This is a genomic window from Burkholderia sp. BCC1985, assembly GCF_905339915.1.
GTDB lineage: Bacteria > Pseudomonadota > Gammaproteobacteria > Burkholderiales > Burkholderiaceae > Burkholderia.
Window position 1 is genome coordinate 42,134 of the sequence record NZ_CAJPGY010000007.1, and the last position, 16,012, is coordinate 58,145.

General features: G+C 71.6%; 13 protein-coding genes and 1 riboswitch. Of the genes, 4 read left to right on the plus strand and 9 right to left on the minus strand.

The window, feature by feature from the left end:
* Window positions 1–84: 84 nt before the first annotated feature.
* The 4 genes from U4Z31_RS08840 to U4Z31_RS08855 all read right to left on the minus strand — a co-directional run bounded on the left by U4Z31_RS08840 (window position 85) and on the right by U4Z31_RS08855 (window position 4,102).
* Window positions 85–1,140 carry a 3-keto-5-aminohexanoate cleavage protein gene (locus tag U4Z31_RS08840; RefSeq protein ID WP_044843535.1) on the minus strand — a complete coding sequence of 352 codons (1,056 nt, stop codon included), beginning with the start codon at window positions 1,138–1,140 and terminating at the stop codon, window positions 85–87.
* Between the two features lie 120 nt (window positions 1,141–1,260).
* On the minus strand, window positions 1,261–2,109 hold the full coding sequence (locus U4Z31_RS08845; RefSeq protein WP_321809999.1) for a TauD/TfdA dioxygenase family protein: 849 nt from the start codon (window positions 2,107–2,109) through the stop codon (window positions 1,261–1,263).
* A 10-nt stretch (window positions 2,110–2,119) separates the two neighbouring features.
* Entirely contained in the window at window positions 2,120–3,100 is a 981-nt protein-coding gene (locus tag U4Z31_RS08850; protein ID WP_124485480.1) for a quinone oxidoreductase family protein, read from the minus strand.
* Between the two features lie 33 nt (window positions 3,101–3,133).
* Window positions 3,134–4,102, minus strand: coding sequence for a universal stress protein (locus U4Z31_RS08855; protein WP_321810000.1), 969 nt, complete (start codon window positions 4,100–4,102; stop codon window positions 3,134–3,136).
* Window positions 4,103–4,356: 254 nt separating this feature from the next.
* Here U4Z31_RS08855 and U4Z31_RS08860 point away from each other — a divergent pair, with 254 nt between their 5' ends.
* The 3 genes from U4Z31_RS08860 to U4Z31_RS08870 all read left to right on the plus strand — a co-directional run bounded on the left by U4Z31_RS08860 (window position 4,357) and on the right by U4Z31_RS08870 (window position 9,492).
* Window positions 4,357–7,050: a LuxR C-terminal-related transcriptional regulator gene (locus U4Z31_RS08860; protein ID WP_321810001.1), complete on the plus strand. Its 2,694-nt coding sequence runs from the start codon at window positions 4,357–4,359 to the stop codon at window positions 7,048–7,050.
* A gap of 290 nt (window positions 7,051–7,340) precedes the next feature.
* Entirely contained in the window at window positions 7,341–8,465 is a 1,125-nt protein-coding gene (locus U4Z31_RS08865) for a porin (protein ID WP_044843540.1), read from the plus strand.
* Window positions 8,466–8,787: 322 nt separating this feature from the next.
* Window positions 8,788–9,492: a glutathione S-transferase N-terminal domain-containing protein gene (locus U4Z31_RS08870; RefSeq protein WP_321810002.1), complete on the plus strand. Its 705-nt coding sequence runs from the start codon at window positions 8,788–8,790 to the stop codon at window positions 9,490–9,492.
* Window positions 9,493–9,643: 151 nt separating this feature from the next.
* Here the strand turns inward: U4Z31_RS08870 and U4Z31_RS08875 are convergent, their stop codons facing one another.
* Complete coding sequence (locus U4Z31_RS08875; RefSeq protein WP_321810003.1) at window positions 9,644–10,156, minus strand: MarR family transcriptional regulator; 513 nt, start codon at window positions 10,154–10,156, stop codon at window positions 9,644–9,646.
* A gap of 135 nt (window positions 10,157–10,291) precedes the next feature.
* Here U4Z31_RS08875 and U4Z31_RS08880 point away from each other — a divergent pair, with 135 nt between their 5' ends.
* Window positions 10,292–11,476 (plus strand): MFS transporter, encoded by a 1,185-nt coding sequence (locus U4Z31_RS08880; RefSeq protein ID WP_321810004.1) that lies wholly within the window; start codon window positions 10,292–10,294, stop codon window positions 11,474–11,476.
* 264 nt (window positions 11,477–11,740) lie between these two features.
* On the opposite strand, the gene cobM is transcribed toward U4Z31_RS08880, so the two are convergent.
* From cobM to U4Z31_RS08900, 4 genes are read right to left on the minus strand one after another with little or no spacing between them, the layout of a single operon-like run.
* The gene (cobM, locus tag U4Z31_RS08885) at window positions 11,741–12,469 is read right to left on the minus strand and encodes a precorrin-4 C(11)-methyltransferase (RefSeq protein WP_124485487.1); all 729 of its coding nucleotides are present in this window, start codon (window positions 12,467–12,469) and stop codon (window positions 11,741–11,743) included.
* Between the two features lie 44 nt (window positions 12,470–12,513).
* Window positions 12,514–13,245 carry a cobalt-precorrin-6A reductase gene (locus U4Z31_RS08890; protein WP_321810005.1) on the minus strand — a complete coding sequence of 244 codons (732 nt, stop codon included), beginning with the start codon at window positions 13,243–13,245 and terminating at the stop codon, window positions 12,514–12,516.
* Window positions 13,242–14,330, minus strand: a complete 1,089-nt coding sequence (locus U4Z31_RS08895; RefSeq protein WP_321810006.1) for a cobalt-precorrin-5B (C(1))-methyltransferase — start codon at window positions 14,328–14,330, stop codon at window positions 13,242–13,244. Before U4Z31_RS08895 ends, U4Z31_RS08890 begins: the two co-directional genes overlap by 4 nt.
* Window positions 14,330–15,565: a bifunctional cobalt-precorrin-7 (C(5))-methyltransferase/cobalt-precorrin-6B (C(15))-methyltransferase gene (locus tag U4Z31_RS08900; RefSeq protein ID WP_044843625.1), complete on the minus strand. Its 1,236-nt coding sequence runs from the start codon at window positions 15,563–15,565 to the stop codon at window positions 14,330–14,332. Before U4Z31_RS08900 ends, U4Z31_RS08895 begins: the two co-directional genes overlap by 1 nt.
* A gap of 226 nt (window positions 15,566–15,791) precedes the next feature.
* Window positions 15,792–15,984: riboswitch (cobalamin riboswitch) on the plus strand.
* The last annotated feature ends 28 nt before the right edge of the window (window positions 15,985–16,012 follow it).

Genomic DNA, 16,012 nt, shown 5'->3' on the forward strand with positions numbered 1-16,012 from the left:
GCGCACCGCGCGAGGGTGGGTCCGCGCCACATCGATCGGCGGGCGGCGCTCGCGGGCCGCCCGGTTGCACGGTCGCCCGGTGCGTCAGGCCGCGCGCAGCGGCACGCTCAGCTGGCCCGGCCGGCGGTTCGGCGCCATCCCGAGCTGCGCGAGCGTCTCGTCGACGCCGTCGTACTGCACGCCGATCCGGTAGATCGCCTTCGCCTCCTTGCCGGTGGCGATCTCGCGCCCGAGTTCGCGCGCGATCCGCGCGCACTGCTCGACCTGCTGCACCGACGTCATCCGGTTGCCCTTCTGGTCGATGATCGTGTCCTCGATCCCGCAGCGCGGATGCAGGCCCAGCGCCATCGCGACCGTGTTGATCGGCAGCACGTTCTTCATCAGCGATTCGAGCGTGATGCACGCGCCGTCCGGGCAGCGCCGCACGAATTCCATGAAGTTGTACGGATTGGGACCGTCGAAGCCGCCGCCGATGCCGACCCACGTGACGTTCAGCGGCCCGCGATAGACGCCGCGGCGGATGATCCGCTCGAGCGTTTCGAGCGCATGCATGCCGGTGAGCTGGAAATGCGGCTGGATGCCGGCCGCCTGCAGCCGGCGCAGGTGCTCGTCGACCCAGCCGGGGCCGGCCGGCACGGTCATCTCGCGGTACGCGTCCCACAGCGCGGCTTCGTTCAGCGACGTGCCGGCGATGTCCTTGCGGTTCATCAGCTCGGTGATGTTCATCTGCACGGTGTTGATCGCGACCGTCACCTGGTCGGGCTTCGGCGTCAGCTCGGCGAGCATGTGGCGCGTGTCGTCGGACAGCCATTTCGCCTCGGCGCCGTCGCCTTCCGGCGCGAACGAGATCGAGCCGCCGACCTGCAGGATCATGTCGGGCACCGCCTCGCGCAGCCGGCCGAGCAGCTCGTTGAATTTCGACAGTCGTTTGCTGCCCTTGCCGTCGAGCTCGCGCACGTGCAGGTGCAGCACCGTCGCGCCCGCGTTGTAGCAGTCGACGGCCTTCTGCACGTGCTCGTCCATCGTCACCGGAATGTCTTCCGGAAAGTCGGCGGGCATCCATTCGGGGCCGTACGGCGCGACCGTGATGACTACCTTGTCCTGGTTTTCCGGGTGCAGCGAATCGTCGAGAAATTGCATGTCGTCCTCCAGTGGGAATCGTTTTAGTGCAGGCGTACGGGCGTGCGTATCCCGCCGCGCCGGGCGGCTGGCCCGGCGCGTCGTGTACAGGGTTGCGAGTCGGTTAAGGTGCGGGCGCGTTCAGAACGGCACGTCGCCGACGATGCCCGCGCGCTCCATCCTGCGCACGCACGGCGGGTAGTCCATCACCGCGTAATGCTGGGTGCTGCGGTTGTCCCAGATCGCGACGCTGTTCTTCTTCCAGCGCCAGCGCACCTGGTATTCGGGGATGTAAGCCTGGCTGATCAGGTATTGCAGCAGCTGGCCGGCGCCCGGATTCGCGTCCTGCCCGACGCGCACGCGCGCGGGCGTATGGAAGTTCGTGAAGTGCGTCGTGAACGCGTTCACATACAGCACCTTCTCGCCCGTTTCGGGATGCGTGCGCACGACCGGATGCTCGGCGTCCGGATACTGCGCTTTCAGCGCGAGGCGCTTGTCGACCGGCATCGCCGCGCCGAAGCTCGCCTCGATGCTGTGACGCGCGCGCAAGTCTTCGATCTGCTGCTTCACGTGGTCCGGCAGGTTCTCGTACGCGAGCACCATGTTCGCCCACATCGTGTCGCCGCCAACCGGCGGACCCTCGATGCAGCGCAGCACACAGCCGAGCGGCGGCGCCACGCGCCAGCTCGCATCGCTGTGCCACGCATTCTCGTAGCGGTCGTTCGGCTGGTCGGGCGACTTGTAGATCCGCACGAGCCCCGGGTGCTCGGGATCGCTGCCGGCGACCGGATGATCCTCGAGCTCGCCGAAGCGGCGCGCGAACGCGACGTGCTCGGCGCGCGTGATGTCCTGGTCGCGCAGGAACAGCACGCGATGGCGCAGCAGCTGCGTGCGGATTTCGGCGAACAGGCCGTCGTCGTGCACGGCGTCGGCGAGGCTCACGTCCAGCAGCTCCGCGCCGATCGCACAGGTCAGGGGTTCGACTCGCATGCGCGTCTCCTCAGACGATGAACACCGACGAACCGGTCGTCTTGCGCGACTCGAGATCGCGGTGCGCCTGCGCCGCATCCTGCAGCGCATAACGCTGGTTGATCTCGATCCGGATGCGGCCGGCCGCGACGTGCGCGAACAGCTCGCCGGCCAGGTCGTTCTTCTCGGCCGGATCGGCGATGTAGTCGGCCAGCGCCGGGCGCGTCAGGTACAGCGAGCCCTTCATCGCGAGGCGCTGCGGGTCGAACGGCGGGATCGGGCCCGACGCGGTGCCGACGCAGACCATCAGCCCGCGCCGCTTCAGCGAATCGAGCGAGCCCTCGAAGGTGTCCTTGCCGACGCTGTCGAACACGACGTCGACGCCCGCGCCGCCGGTCAGTTCGCGCACGCGCTTCGCGACGTCCTCGCGGCTGTAGTCGATCGTATGGTCACAGCCATGCGCGCGGGCGATCGCGGCCTTGTGCTCGCTCGACACGGTGCCGATCACAGTGAGCCCGAGCAGCTTCGCCCATTGCGACACGATCAACCCGACGCCGCCCGCGGCCGCGTGCAGCAGGATCGTGTCGCCCGGCGCGAACGCGTGGATGCGGCGCAACAGGTACGCCGACGTCAGGCCGCGCATCGTCATCGCCGCGGCCGTTTCGCAGGCGATCCCGGCCGGCAGCTTCACGAGCGGCGCGGCGGCGATCAGCCGTTCGGTGCTGTACGCGCCGAGCGTGTTCAGGAAGCCGGTGTAGGTCACCCGGTCGCCGGCGGCGACGTTCGTCACGCCGGGGCCGACGGCCTCGACCACGCCGGCGGCCTCGACGCCGATGCCGGCCGGCAGCGGCACCGGATACAGGCCGCTGCGGAAATACGTGTCGGCGAAGTTCAGGCCGACGGCCTCGTGCCGCAGGCGGACCTGCCCCGCGCCCGGGTCGCCGACTTCGACCGCTTCCCAGCGCAGCACGTCGGGGCCGCCGGTTTCGTGGAATCGCACTGCATGTGCCATCTGGTTCTCCGTAGGGTTTCAGTCGGATGCGCGTCACGCATCGTCGGGTTCGTCCGCGCCCGGCGTCGTCGCAGCTGAGCCGCTCGCCGGAGGCGCGTCCAGTTCGGTCCAGTCGGCGTCGCTCAAATAGCGCCGCGCGGCCGGGAAAATCACGCCTTCCATGCGCCCCATCTGCTCGAACGCGCCGCGCGCATAGACGGCGAGCGCGGCATCGAACGCGGCCGACGGCAAGCCGTCGGCGGCGAGCCGCACCAGCGCGCCGAGCGCGTGCGCATCGCGGCGCCGCTGGCGGTCGAGCTCGTCGAGTTCGGCCGCGGTGCTCTCTGCCCGTCTGCGCAATGCCGCGCACAGGCGTGCTTCGGCGGACGGCCCGGAACGCGCGTCCTGCAGCGCCGCGAGCGACGCCAACGCGGCGTGCACCGCGAGCGTGCGGTCTGCATCGGCGGCCGGCCGCGTTGCCGAGTCCGGGTCTTCGCTCGCGAGCGTCGGCGCCTGCAACTGCGTCAGCGCCTGCAACTGCGCGCCGAGCGCGCGATGCGCGGCGAGACAGCGGGCCATCACGCGCGCCTCTGCCGGCGCACGCCGCGCCGGGCACACGAGCACCGGCACGCCGCTCGTCGCGAGCAGCAACCGCCGTTGCGCGGCCGCGCCGGCATCGGCATCGTGCGGCAGCGCCGCGACGCCGATCAGGTCGCAGCCGAGTTCGCCGGCGAGCGTGGCGGGCGACGTGCCGCCGGCCGCCGGCTGACCGGCCCCCGGATCGCCGGCCGCCGCGATCGCATGGGACAGGCCCTGGGCCCGTGCGGCGGCTTCCACTTTCGCACCGTGTTCCGGCATCCGCGCTCCGGATAAACGCGAGTCGGAGCCAGGCGATTGCGGCGCCGCGCCGGACAGCACGAACGTGACCCGCGCGCCGACCGAACGCGCCAGTTCGAGCGCATGGCCGATCGCGTCGATGCCGCCGGGCACGCCGTCGACCGTCACGAGCAGATGGCGATACATCGTGCCGCTCCGTTTATCCGGCGCTCGGCGCGCTGCGGCGCGCGCCGGTCGATACGATGTTCATGGCCCCTCCCCGTTACATTCGTCAATCGCGTTCGTCACGCCTCGGAACCCATGCTATCGGCCGGGCGGCGGCGCGGCCCCACTCGCCGCGGGGGGGATTGACGCGCGAACGCGGTTCGGCCGATCCTTCCCCCCACGCCCACCCCGGACGCCCGCCTGCACGGCAGCGCCGGATTCCGACTGCTGCCCCGATGGCCCACCCACCCGATCGCGCCGACGCGCCCCCGACCGAACTCGTGCTGAAGACGACCGCGCCGCGCGTACCGGCGCAGTTGCTCGCGCGCGCGCGGCTGAGCCTCGCCGCGGCGGCGTTCGACGCCCGGCCCGTCACGCTCGTGCAGGCGCCGGCCGGCTACGGCAAGACCTCGCTGCTCGCGCAATGGCGGCGCGAATCGCTCGCGCTCGGCCGCGCGGTCGTGTGGCTGTCCGCCGACGAGCGCGACGACGCGCCGCGCCTGCTGCAGGGGCTCGTGCAGGCGGTGCGCACCGGTTGCGCGCGGCCCGCGTTCGGGCGCCTGATTCCGGACGGCGCGGCCCGCGCGCTGGAGGGGCTGACCGCGTGGCTGGCCGAGGTCGCGCAACTGTCGATCGACGCGCTGCTGATCGTCGACGATGCGGAGCGGCTGCCCGCCGCCGGCCTCGACGCGCTGACCTACGTGCTGCACAACGCGCCGCAGAACCTGCGGGTGGTCGTCGCGGCCCGGCGCGGGCTCGATCACGCGGCCGGCGACCTGCTCGCCGGCGGGCAATGCACGCTCGCGGGCCCCGACTGGCTGCGCTTCACGCTCGACGAGACGATCGCGCTGGTCGGCGCGCGCTTTGCGCAGCGGGTCGACGCCGACGCGTGCGCGCGGCTGTTCGAGCGCGTCGACGGCTGGCCGCTCGGGCTGCAGCTCGCGATGGCCGCGATGGCGCGCTCGGCCGATCCGCGCCAGGCCGTCGATGCGCTCGCCGCGCGCATGGACGGCACGCGCGACCGGCTCGTCGAACTGCTGCTCGCGAATTTGTCGGCCGACGACACCGCGTTCCTGACCCGCACGAGCGTCGCCGACCGCCTGCATCCGTCGCTGTGCGCCGCGCTGCTCGACGACGCGGCCGCCCCCGGCCGGCTCGCACGGCTCGCGCGCGACACGCCGCTGTTCATCGCGTCCGACGCTTCCGACTGGTGCCGGCTGCATCCGCTCGTGCGCGATACGCTGCGCGACCGTCTGACAACGAGCGCCGAAGCGGACCGCAGCGCGCTGCACGCCCGCGCGGCCGCGTGGCTCGACGCGCACGGGATGACGGAGGAAGCGGCGCGCCACGCGTATGCGGCCGGCCAGTTCGAGACGGCATACGCGCTCGCGCAGCGCTGCCTCGAGGACGCGATCAAGCAGGGCCGCATCAACGACGTGCTCGACTGGCTCGCGCTGCTGCCCGATGCGGAACTCGACAAGCGTCCGACGCTGCGGATCGCGGTCGCGTGGGCGCTGGCGCTCGGCGAGCGCCATGTCGAGGCGCGGCGCCAGATCGCCGGCATCCTGGCCGACCCCGGCACACCGGCCGCGATGCGCTACGAATGCGCGCTGATCCTCAGTGCGGCCGCCTACTACGCGGACGAAATCGACCATTTCGTCGAGCTGTTCGAACCGTGGGCCGACTTCACGCCGCCCGCGGCGACCTGGCTCGCGCAGATGCACGCGAACCGCCTGTCGGCGCGCGCGATCATCGTCGGCGAACCGGCGCAGGCGCGCCGCTTCCAGCAGGCCGCGCCGCGCGGCGCGACCGCGGCCGGGTTCGGCTACGTCGCGCGCTGGGGCGAGCTGATCACCGGTCTTAGCTATCTGCGCGAAGGCCAGATCCGGCTCGCGGACGACGCGTTGTCGCCGGCGCTCGCGCGCGCGGAAGCGGACCTCGGCCGCCGCCATCCGCTGACCTGCATGCTCGCGGCGATGTGCGCGGCGATCGCCTGCGAAGCCGATCGCGTCGACCAGGCCGCCGCGCTGCTCGCGAACCGGCTCGACGTGCTCGAGCACGCGGGCACGCCCGACACCGTGCTGCTCGGCTACCGCACGGCCGCGCGCATCGCGCTGCTGCGCGGCGTCGAGCATCGCGCGATCGACCTGCTCGAGGCGCTCGACGCGATGGGCGTCGCGCGCCGGCTGCCGCGCCTGTCGGTCGCGAGCCTCGCCGAGCAGGTGCGCATTCACGCGGCGCGCTATCGCGAGGCGACCTGCCATGCGCTGGTCGAGCGGATCGATGCGATTGCCGCGGCCGAGTTTCCGTCGCACGGGCCGCTGTGGCGGCGCCCCGTCGTGCTGCTGCAGGCGATGGCGCACGCGGGCGCCGCGCTTGCCGCGCGCCGCTGGGACGATGCGTGCGCGGCGCTCGACGAAGCCGCCGTGCTGGCCCGCGAAATGAGCATGGGACGCGAGCGCATCGAGATCATGGCGCTCAGCGCGTTCGCGCTCGAACAGTCCGGGCACGGCGGCCGCGCGCTGCTCGACGAGGCGATGAACCTCGCGGACATGTTCGGCCTCACGCGCACGCTCGCCGACGCGCATCCGGCCGTCGCCGACTGGGCGCGCCGCATCGGCGACGAGACGGCCGCGGGCGACGGACCCGCCCGGCCCGCGCAGCCGCAGCCGCGCATCGTGCCGCCCGCGCCGCGCAGCACGGCCAGCCCGCGCGCGGTGCCGAGCGTCGTGCTGACGCCGAAGGAGCGCGCGATCCTCGAGCTGCTCGCGCGCAACCTGTCGAACAAGGAGATCGCGGTGGCGCTCGCCGTCGGCGAGGAAACCGTGAAGTGGCACCTGAAGAACCTGTTCGGCAAGCTCGACGCCAGCTCGCGCAAGCACGCGGTGCGCCGCGCGCTGGTGCTCGGGTTGCTCGAAAGCGCGCCTTGACGCGCGCGTTGCCCGCCTGCGCACGTCCGAAGCGACCTTAACTGGCCTTGATCCGCCTCGATCGGCCTTGCCCGGCCGTTGATGACAACCGCGTTGCCCGGGTTCCCCGCCGATTCTCCGCAACCCTGCCCCCCGCGCATGGGGGGGAGCGGCCGCGCGCCGTTGCGTAGTCTTTCCGCACGGCTCGCACCGGCGGCGCACCCGGCGCCCTCCCGCCTGCCTCGATGCTTCCCCCGCTGCACCCGCCCGGGCTCGATCCCGGGCGGTCCATTACGATCCTGGAGACTTCGATGAAGACGAAACTGGCCGCGCTTGCGGCGCTTGCCGGCAGTGCGGCGCTCGCGCACGCGCAATCCTCCGTCACGCTGTACGGGGTGGTCGACACGGGCCTGCTGTACCAGAGCACGTCGGCCGCGTCGTTCGGCCCGAACGCGCCGAACACCGGCAAGGTGTTCCGCATGAAGGACGGCGGCATCTATTCGAGCTTCTGGGGCATCAAGGGCAGCGAGGACATCGGCGGCGGCTACAAGGTCAACTTCAAGCTGCAGGGCTCGTTCGACAGCGGCACCGGCAGGATGCAGCTGAGCGACACGCCGGGCGCCGTCGCGATCTTCAACCAGGTTGCGTCGCTCGGCGTGTCCGGGCCGTTCGGCACCTTCACGGCCGGCCGCCAGATCGTGCCGATGATCTACGCGATGGCCGACACCGACGTGCGCAACGCGCAGTTCTTCGGCAGCGTGCTGACCGCGTGGCTCGGCCTGAACACCGCGGCCGGCTGGCCGGGGACGAGCACCAACGGCGCGATCGGCGCGCTGTACGACAGCAATGCGCTCGTCTATCAGTCGCCGACCTTCGCGGGCGCGTCGATCGCGCTCGAATACGCGCCCGGCGGCGTCGCCGGGCAGTTCCAGGGCGGCACGCGCGAATCGGTCGTGCTGCGGTATTCGAACTACGGGCTCAACGCGTCGGCCGTCTACTACAACGGTCACGACACGAATCCGGCGCCGGGTGTCGCGCCGACCGGCGTCGACAACAACCGCTTCATCTATGTCGGCGCGAAATACACGATCCGCGATTTCTCGGTGTCGGCGTCGTACGGCAACGGCAGGAATCCGTCGCATGCGGACAAGGTGAACCTCGACATGCTGTCGGCCGGCGTCGGCTATCGCTTCACGCCCGCGTTGCAGGTGACGTCGGCGGTGTATTACCTGAAGGACCGCAACCGGTCGGAAAACCGCTCGACGGCCGTCGTGCTCACGGCCGACTACAGCCTGTCGAAGCGGTCGATGGTCTATGCGCAGGTCGGCCACGTGAACAACCGCGGCACGATGAACCAGATGCTCGTGTACGGGCAGCCGGTCGCGCCCGGGGTCGGCACGACCGCGGCGATGGTCGGGCTGCGGCACAACTTCTGACGATGCGGTGCGGTGTGGCACGGGTGCCGCAGCGCGCAGGGCCTGGCGCGATGTCCACAGGCACCCGTTCGCGACACGTCGATGCGTCGTCTGTTGAGGCGGCTGACCGAAACAGGCAGGCGCGCTGCGCGCGGCGGCGCACGGACACGACGCGCGGCCGCCGTCTGCAGCGATCGCGGGGATCGGCTACAGTGGGCGTCTTCGGCGCGCCCCGCCCGCCGGTCGATGCGTTCGTCCCGTTCCTGCCGCCGTGTCAGCGGCTGCCGGCGACGCGCGGCAGGCTGGCGGGGCGCGGATCCTCAACGTTGACGAACGAACCTCCATGCCCGATCTGTCCGCCTTCCCGATCACGAAAAAATGGCCGGCCCAGCATCCCGACCGTCTCCAGCTGTACTCGCTGCCGACGCCGAACGGCGTCAAGGTATCGATCATGCTCGAGGAAACCGGGCTGCCGTACGAGCCGCACCTCGTGCGCTTCGACACGAACGACCAGCTGTCGCCCGAATTCCTGTCGCTGAACCCGAACAACAAGATCCCGGCGATCATCGATCCGAACGGCCCCGACGGCCGGCCGCTGGCGCTGTTCGAATCCGGCGCGATCCTGGTCTATCTCGCGGACAAGACGGGCCAGCTGATCCCGAAGGATCCGGCGGGCCGCTACGAGACGATCCAGTGGGTGATGTTCCAGATGGGCGGCATCGGCCCGATGTTCGGGCAGGTCGGCTTCTTCCACAAGTTCGCGGGCCGCGACTACGAGGACAAGCGTCCGCGCGACCGCTACGTCGCCGAATCGAAGCGCCTGCTCGGCGTGCTCGACGCGCATCTCGCGAATCGAAAGTGGGTGATGGGCGATACGTACACGATCGCCGACATCGCGATCTTCCCGTGGGTGCGCAACCTTGTCGGCTTCTATGAAGCGGGCGACCTGGTCGGCTTCGGCGAATTCAAGCATGTCGCGCGGGCGCTCGACGCGTTCGTCGCGCGTCCGGCCGTCGCGCGCGGGCTCAACATCCCGGCACGCGGCTGAGCTGCGCGGCGGGCGCACGCGGTGCGGCCCGCCGTTTGTCCGGCCCGCCGCAGCGCGCGGCGGGCGGTTCACGCGCTGCCTTTCGCGCGTTTTCTTTCGGTGTTTCCATGTCCCGCTCGTCGCGTTCGTTCGACGTGACGATGCGGCGGCGCTACTTTTCGGCCGACGCCGACGCTTCTCCTCCCAATCCCGCCAGCAGCTTTTCGAGCAACGCCGCAAGTTGCGCCTGCTCCACCTCCGACAGCGCGGCCAGCATCGCGCGCTGATTGTCGACGTGCGCGACCACCGCATCGTCGATCAGCGCGCGGCCGGCGTCGGTCAGCGCGACGAGCGTGCCGCGGCCGTCGGCCGGGTTCGGCCGGCGCTCGACCCAGCCGGCCTTCTGCAGCCGGTCGATGCGCGCGGTCATCCCGCCGGACGACATCATCAGCGCGTCGTACAGCGCGGTCGGTGTCAGCGCGAACGGCGCGCCGCTGCGCCGCAGCGTCGCCAGCACGTCGAACTCGCCCGGCTGCATCCCGTAGCGCGCGAACAGCGGATTGAGACCGTCGCGCGCGATCACGAGCGCGGCTTCCTGCAGCCGTCCCATCACGAGCATCGACGATGCATCCAGATCCGGACGCTCGACGCGCCATTGCGCGAGCGCATGCGCGGCTCGATCCATTAACCCTCCTCGGCTCACCAGTTATCTTGACGTCGAGATAAATACGCATTTATCTTGATGTCGAGACACTTTACATGAAAATGCACGGCACGCAGGACGGAGGTGTCGTGCACCGATATCGAGGGCCACTCCATCATGAATCGCTTCACTTCCCTCGGCTGGCGGCTGGCCGCCATCGTACTGGTCGGGTTGAACCTGCGGCCCGCGCTGGCCGCGATCGGTCCGCTGCTCGACATGATCCAGCGTGCGACCGGCATCGGCGACGGCGCGGCGAGCCTGCTGACCACGATCCCGATCCTGCTGATGGGCCTGGGCGCGCTCGGCGCGCGGCGGCTGCAGCGCGTGACGGGGATCGCCGGCGGCGTGTGGCTCGGCGTCGTGCTGATCGGGCTCGCGTGCGCGTCGCGCTTCGGCGCGCAGCACGCGTGGCTGCTGCTCGCGAGCGCAGGTTGCGCGGGCATCGGGATCGCGATGGTGCAGGCGCTGCTGCCGGGGTTCGTGAAGGCGCATTTCGCGACGCGCATCGGCGGCGCGATGGGCGTCTATTCGACGTCGATCATGGGCGGGGCGGTGCTCGCGAGCGTCGTCGCGCCGTTCGCCGCGGCCCGCTGGGGCTGGCTGGTCGCGCTCGCGGGCTGGGCGCTGCCGGCCGCGGTCGCGGCACTCGCGTGGCCGCTGGCCAGTCGTGGCGGCGACGCACCGGCGTCCGGGCCGACGGCCGCGCCGCCGATGCAGGCGCGGCCGTCGCGCTCGCCGCGGGCCTGGCGGCTCGCGATGTTCTTCGGGATCGCGACGGGTGCCTACACCCTCGTGCTCGCATGGCTGCCGCCGTACTACATGCGGCTTGGCTGGTCGCCGACGGCGGCCGGCAGCCTGCTCGGCGGCGTGACGCTCGCGGAAGTCGTCGCGGGGCTGGCGATCTCGGCGACGATCGACCGCCTGCCCGATCGCCGGCCCGCGCTGCACGCGGCGATCGCGTCGCTGTTCGCCGGATTGCTGGTGATGCTGGCCGCGCCGGACACGCTCGCGATGCCGGCCGCGCTGCTGCTTGGCGCGGGGATCGGCGCGCTGTTCCCGCTGTCGCTGATCGTCACGGTCGATCATGCGGCGACGCCGGCTGATGCGGCATCGCTGACGGGGTTCGTGCAGGGCGTCGGCTATCTGGTCGCCGGGTTGTTTCCGTTCGCGGCCGGCATCGTGCGCCAGCATCTCGCGGATCTGACGCCGGCATGGATCGCGATGGCATGCCTGTGCATCGTGCTGTTCGCACTGGCGGCCGGCTTCGCGCCGCAGTTTGCGCGGCGTGTCGCGCGTGCGTAGCGCCGGTCAGACGCGGTGCGTGAAGGCGTCGACCCGGTTCGTGGCCGGCGCGTGGTTGCCCGTTGCCGGTTCATGCAGTGCCGTTCGACGATGGGCATCGATCGGCGGCCCGGCTCGCGCGGTTGCCCGTTGTCACCCGGTCGCGCCGGTTCACGCGGAGAGCGCCGCTCGACGATGGGTATCGATCGGTTGCCCCGCTCGCGAGGCAACCCATTGTCGCGATGCCTCGCAACGCGAAGTGCGTTGCGTTCGGTACACGCGTCATCACCCCCCGCTCGCGTACAGCGTCGAATCCGCGAACCCTTCCGCGTCGAGCACGCGTCCGATCAGGATCAGCGCGGTGCGTTCGATCTGCGTGCCCTGCACCTTGCCGACGATGTCGGCCAGCGTGCCGGTCACGCGCTCCTCGTCGGGCCAGCTCGCGCGGTAGATCACCGCGACCGGGCACGCGGGCCCGTAATGCGGCAGCACTTCGTCGACGATCCGCGCGAGATGCCGCACGCCGAGGTGAATCGCGAGCGTCGCGCGATGCGCGGCGAGCGCGCCGAGCGCTTCGCCTTCCGGCATCGTCGTCTTGCCCGCGAAGCGCGTGAGGATCACCGTCTGTGCGACACCGGGCAGCGTCAGCTCGACCCCGAGCGTCGCCGCGCAGGCGGCCGTGGCCGTCACGCCCGGCACGATTTCATAGGGAATCCCGAGCGCTTTCAGCCGGCGGATCTGTTCGCCGATCGCACCGTACAGCGACGGATCGCCCGAATGCACGCGCGCGACGTCCTGCCCTTTCGCATGCGCGTCGGCGAGCAGCGCGACGATTGCGTCGAGGTCGAGCTCGGCGGTATTGACGACCCGTTCCGCACGATGGCCGTCAAGCACGGCCGGCGGCACGAGCGACCCTGCATACAGGATCACCGGGCACGTGCGCACGAGGCGCTGGCCCTTTACCGTGATCAGCTCCGGGTCGCCGGGGCCCGCGCCGATGAAATACACCGTCATCGAAAAATCTCCGTCAATTCATGGGTCAGCCGGGTCGCGTGGCATCAAGCACGCGCGGCCGGGTCGAGCGCATCGAGCAGCGCGGCGGCCGAGTCGAACGCGCGGTCGGCGTCGGGCAGCGGCGGCCGGCGCAGCATCACGACCGGCAGCCGGCGTTCGCGCGCGACGTCGAGCTTGGCTTCGGTCGCGGCGCCGCCGCTGTTCTTGCTGACGACGACGTCGATGCCCGCGAGCGCGAACAGCGCGCGTTCATTTTCGAGCGTGAACGGCCCGCGCGCGGCGACGATCTGCGCGCGCGCGTTGCCGGGATGCGCATCGAGGCAGCGCACCAGCCAGAACTGGTGCGGCGGGATCGCGTCGAGATGCGCGAGCGGTTCGCGGCCGAGCGTGAACAACGGCCGCCGGAACGGCGCGAGCGCGGCCTCGATGCCGGCCCAGTCGTCGACCATTCGCCAGTCGTCGCCGGGTTGCGGCGCCCACGGCGCGCGGCGCAGCGCCCACAGCGGCACGCCCGCGTCGCGCGCGGCGGCCGCCGAGTTCGCACTGATGCGCGCGGCATACGGATGCGTGGCGTCGATCACGAGGCCGATGCCGGCACTGCGCAGATACGCGGCGAGCCCAGCCGCCCCGCCGAAGCCGCCGACGCGCACGTCGCAGCGCAGGTCGTCGGGCACCTTGCCGAGACCCGCGAGGCTATAGACGTGCCGCGGACCGAGTGCGCGTGCGATCTTCAGCGCGTCGCCGGTGCCGCCGAGCAGCAGGATGCGCGCGCTCATCGTGCGATCCCGACGAAGCGGCCCTGCCGGTCGATCGCGAACATCTCGACGGCGACCGATGGCGGCACGATGTCGCGCGCGACCCGCAGCGCGTGCGCGCAGACGAGGTCGCCGAGCGGCACGCCTTCGGCCAGCGCGAGCTTCAGCGCTTCCTGGCTGGTGTTCGCCGCGCGCATCGCGGCCTGCAGCGCGTCGTTCGCGCCCGCCTCGGCCGCCCACTGCGCGAGCAGCGGCAGATCGATGCTCGAATGGCGGCTGTGCAGGTCGAGATGGCCGGCCGCGAGCTTGCTGAGCTTGCCGAAGCCGCCGCACATCGACAGGCGCGCCACCGGCGCGCGGCGCAGGTGCTTGAGCACCGCGCCGGCGAAATCGCCCATTTCGATCAGTGCCATGTCGGGCAGGCCGTAGTGCGCGCGCATCGCATCCTCGCTCGCGTTGCCGGTGCACGCGGCGATGTGCGCGATCCCGTTCGCGCGTGCGACGTCGATGCCCTGATGGATCGACGCGATGTATGCCGAGCACGAGAACGGCCGCACGATGCCGGTCGTGCCGAGAATCGACAAGCCGCCGACGATGCCCAGCCGCGGGTTCATCGTCTTCAGCGCGAGCGCCTCGCCGCCCTCGACACCGATCGTCACGTCGAAGCCGCCCGTGTAGCCGTATTCGGCCGCGAGCGCGTCGAGGTGCGCGGTCATCATCTGGCGCGGCACCGGATTGATCGCCGGTTCGCCGACCGGCAGCGTGAGCCCCGCGCGCGTGACGGTGCCGACCCCCGGCCCCGCGTGAAAACGCACGCCGGGCGCGGCGGCGAGCGCGACCCGCGCGAAGATCAGCGCGCCGTGCGTGACGTCCGGATCGTCGCCGGCATCCTTGATCGTGCCGGCTTCCGCGCCGTCGGCCGTGGCTCGGCAGAACGCGAGCCGCATCATCACGCGCTGCCCCTTCGGCAGCACGATCTCGACCGCATCGTCCGCGCGGCCCGCGAGCAGCACGCGTGCGGCGGCAAGCGACGTCGCGGTCGCGCAGCTGCCGGTCGTGTAGCCGAAGCGCAGCGGTGCCGGTTGTTCGGGGGTTTCGTCGCGCATCAGGCAGGGTCCGCGAGGTCGGTCGCCGTGGAAGCGGGCTTGTGCACGTCGTACAGCGTGACGGGCAACGGCTGCCGCCACGTGTCGAAGCGGCCGAGCGGCTCGGCGTGCGCGAGCGATACGCGCGTGAGCGTGCCGCCGTGCGCGTCGCGCCACGCGGCGAGCGCCAGCTCGCCCTGCAGCGTGACCGCGTTCGCGACGAGCCGTCCGCCGGGCTTCAGTGCCGACCAGCACGCGTCGAGCACGCCGGGCACGGTCGCGCCGCCGCCGATGAAGATCGCATCGGGCGCGGCGAGCCCCGCGAGCGCATCGGGCGCGCGCCCGGCCACGAGTTGCAGGCCCGGTACGCCGAGCGCGTCGCGGTTGTGCTCGATGAAGCGCTGCCGCTCCGCATGCGACTCGATCGCGATCGCCTGGCACGACGGATGCGCGCGCATCCACTCGATGCCGATCGAGCCGCTGCCCGCGCCGACGTCCCACAACAGTTCGCCGGGGGCAGGCGCGAGGCGTCCGAGCGTCAGCGCGCGCATGTCGCGCTTGGTGAGCTGGCCGTCGTGGCGGTACGCGTCGTCGGGCAGGCCGGGCGTGAGTGCGCGGCGCGGCGCATCGGGGCCGGCCTGGCAGTCGAGCGCGACGAGATTGAGCGCGGCGGTTTCGTCGATGTGCCAGTCTTGCGCGAGCCCGTCGATGCGCCGCTCGAGCGGGCCGCCGAGGTGCTCGAACACGCTGATGCGCGTCGGGCCGAAGCCGCGCGCGGCGAGTTCGGCGGCGACCGTGGCCGGCGTGCGGCCGTCGGCGCTCAGCACGAACAGGCGCCGGCCCGGCAGCAGGTGACGCGCGAGCGTCGCGAGCGGCCGGCCGACGAGCGACACCGCGCCGACGTCCTGCAACGCCCAGCCGAGCCGCGCGGCCGCCAGCGACAGCGACGACGGTGCGGGCAGCACGCGCCATTCGTCGGGGGACAGTTCGCGCGCGAGCGTCGCGCCGACGCCGAACAGCATCGGGTCGCCGCTCGCCAGCACGCAGACGGGTGAACCGCGCTGCGCGAGCAGGCCCGACAGGTCGAACGGCGACGGCCATGCGGCGCGTTCGGCCGGCAGCCGCGCGGGCAGCATGTCGAGGTGCCGCTTCGCGCCGACGACCCGCTTCGCCTCGAGCAGCGCGCGCCGCGCGCCGCGCCCGAGCCCCGCGTAGCCGTCGTCGCCGATGCCCACTACCGTCAGCCACGCCGTCATGCACCCTTCCCCTTCGTCCGATTCCATCGAGTCGCCGCACGGCGGCCGTGAAGGCGCCGGTGCGGCCGTCCGCATTGCGAAAGTCGGCATGGTACCGTGTTCCACCGCGCGTTTCATCTGCGAGCCCGCCGACGCCGGGCCGCGTTTCGCGTCGGCCACGGCGCCTGCCCGACGGTCGCCCGGCGGTCGCCTGGGGGGCCCGAAACGCCGGTGAAATCGGGTATCCTACGGCCGTTCGTTCGCCGGTGCCCTTCGGGGCCGAAGAGGGAACACAGGGCGCGCCTCGCGCCGCTGTGGCTGCCCCCGCAACTGTAGACAGCGAGCCGATCTCCCCCCTCATGCCACTGGTTTCACCGGGAAGGCCGGGAGCCGGCGCCGACCTGTCAGCCAGGAGACCTGCCGGCCTGAAAGTGCGTGCGTGCCAGTCGGCGTCGGGCGGGGTGTACC

Excerpts from the sequence above, each read along its gene's own strand:
- U4Z31_RS08840 (WP_044843535.1), bottom strand. The coding sequence starts at position 1,140 with ATGCAATTTCTCGACGATTCGCTGCACCCGGAAAACCAGGACAAGGTA.
- U4Z31_RS08845 (WP_321809999.1), bottom strand. The coding sequence starts at position 2,109 with ATGCGAGTCGAACCCCTGACCTGTGCGATCGGCGCGGAGCTGCTGGAC.
- U4Z31_RS08850 (WP_124485480.1), bottom strand. The coding sequence starts at position 3,100 with ATGGCACATGCAGTGCGATTCCACGAAACCGGCGGCCCCGACGTGCTG.
- U4Z31_RS08855 (WP_321810000.1), bottom strand. The coding sequence starts at position 4,102 with ATGTATCGCCATCTGCTCGTGACGGTCGACGGCGTGCCCGGCGGCATC.
- U4Z31_RS08860 (WP_321810001.1), top strand. The coding sequence starts at position 4,357 with ATGGCCCACCCACCCGATCGCGCCGACGCGCCCCCGACCGAACTCGTG.
- U4Z31_RS08865 (WP_044843540.1), top strand. The coding sequence starts at position 7,341 with ATGAAGACGAAACTGGCCGCGCTTGCGGCGCTTGCCGGCAGTGCGGCG.
- U4Z31_RS08870 (WP_321810002.1), top strand. The coding sequence starts at position 8,788 with ATGCCCGATCTGTCCGCCTTCCCGATCACGAAAAAATGGCCGGCCCAG.
- U4Z31_RS08875 (WP_321810003.1), bottom strand. The coding sequence starts at position 10,156 with ATGGATCGAGCCGCGCATGCGCTCGCGCAATGGCGCGTCGAGCGTCCG.
- U4Z31_RS08880 (WP_321810004.1), top strand. The coding sequence starts at position 10,292 with ATGAATCGCTTCACTTCCCTCGGCTGGCGGCTGGCCGCCATCGTACTG.
- cobM (WP_124485487.1), bottom strand. The coding sequence starts at position 12,469 with ATGACGGTGTATTTCATCGGCGCGGGCCCCGGCGACCCGGAGCTGATC.
- U4Z31_RS08890 (WP_321810005.1), bottom strand. The coding sequence starts at position 13,245 with ATGAGCGCGCGCATCCTGCTGCTCGGCGGCACCGGCGACGCGCTGAAG.
- U4Z31_RS08895 (WP_321810006.1), bottom strand. The coding sequence starts at position 14,330 with ATGCGCGACGAAACCCCCGAACAACCGGCACCGCTGCGCTTCGGCTAC.
- U4Z31_RS08900 (WP_044843625.1), bottom strand. The coding sequence starts at position 15,565 with ATGACGGCGTGGCTGACGGTAGTGGGCATCGGCGACGACGGCTACGCG.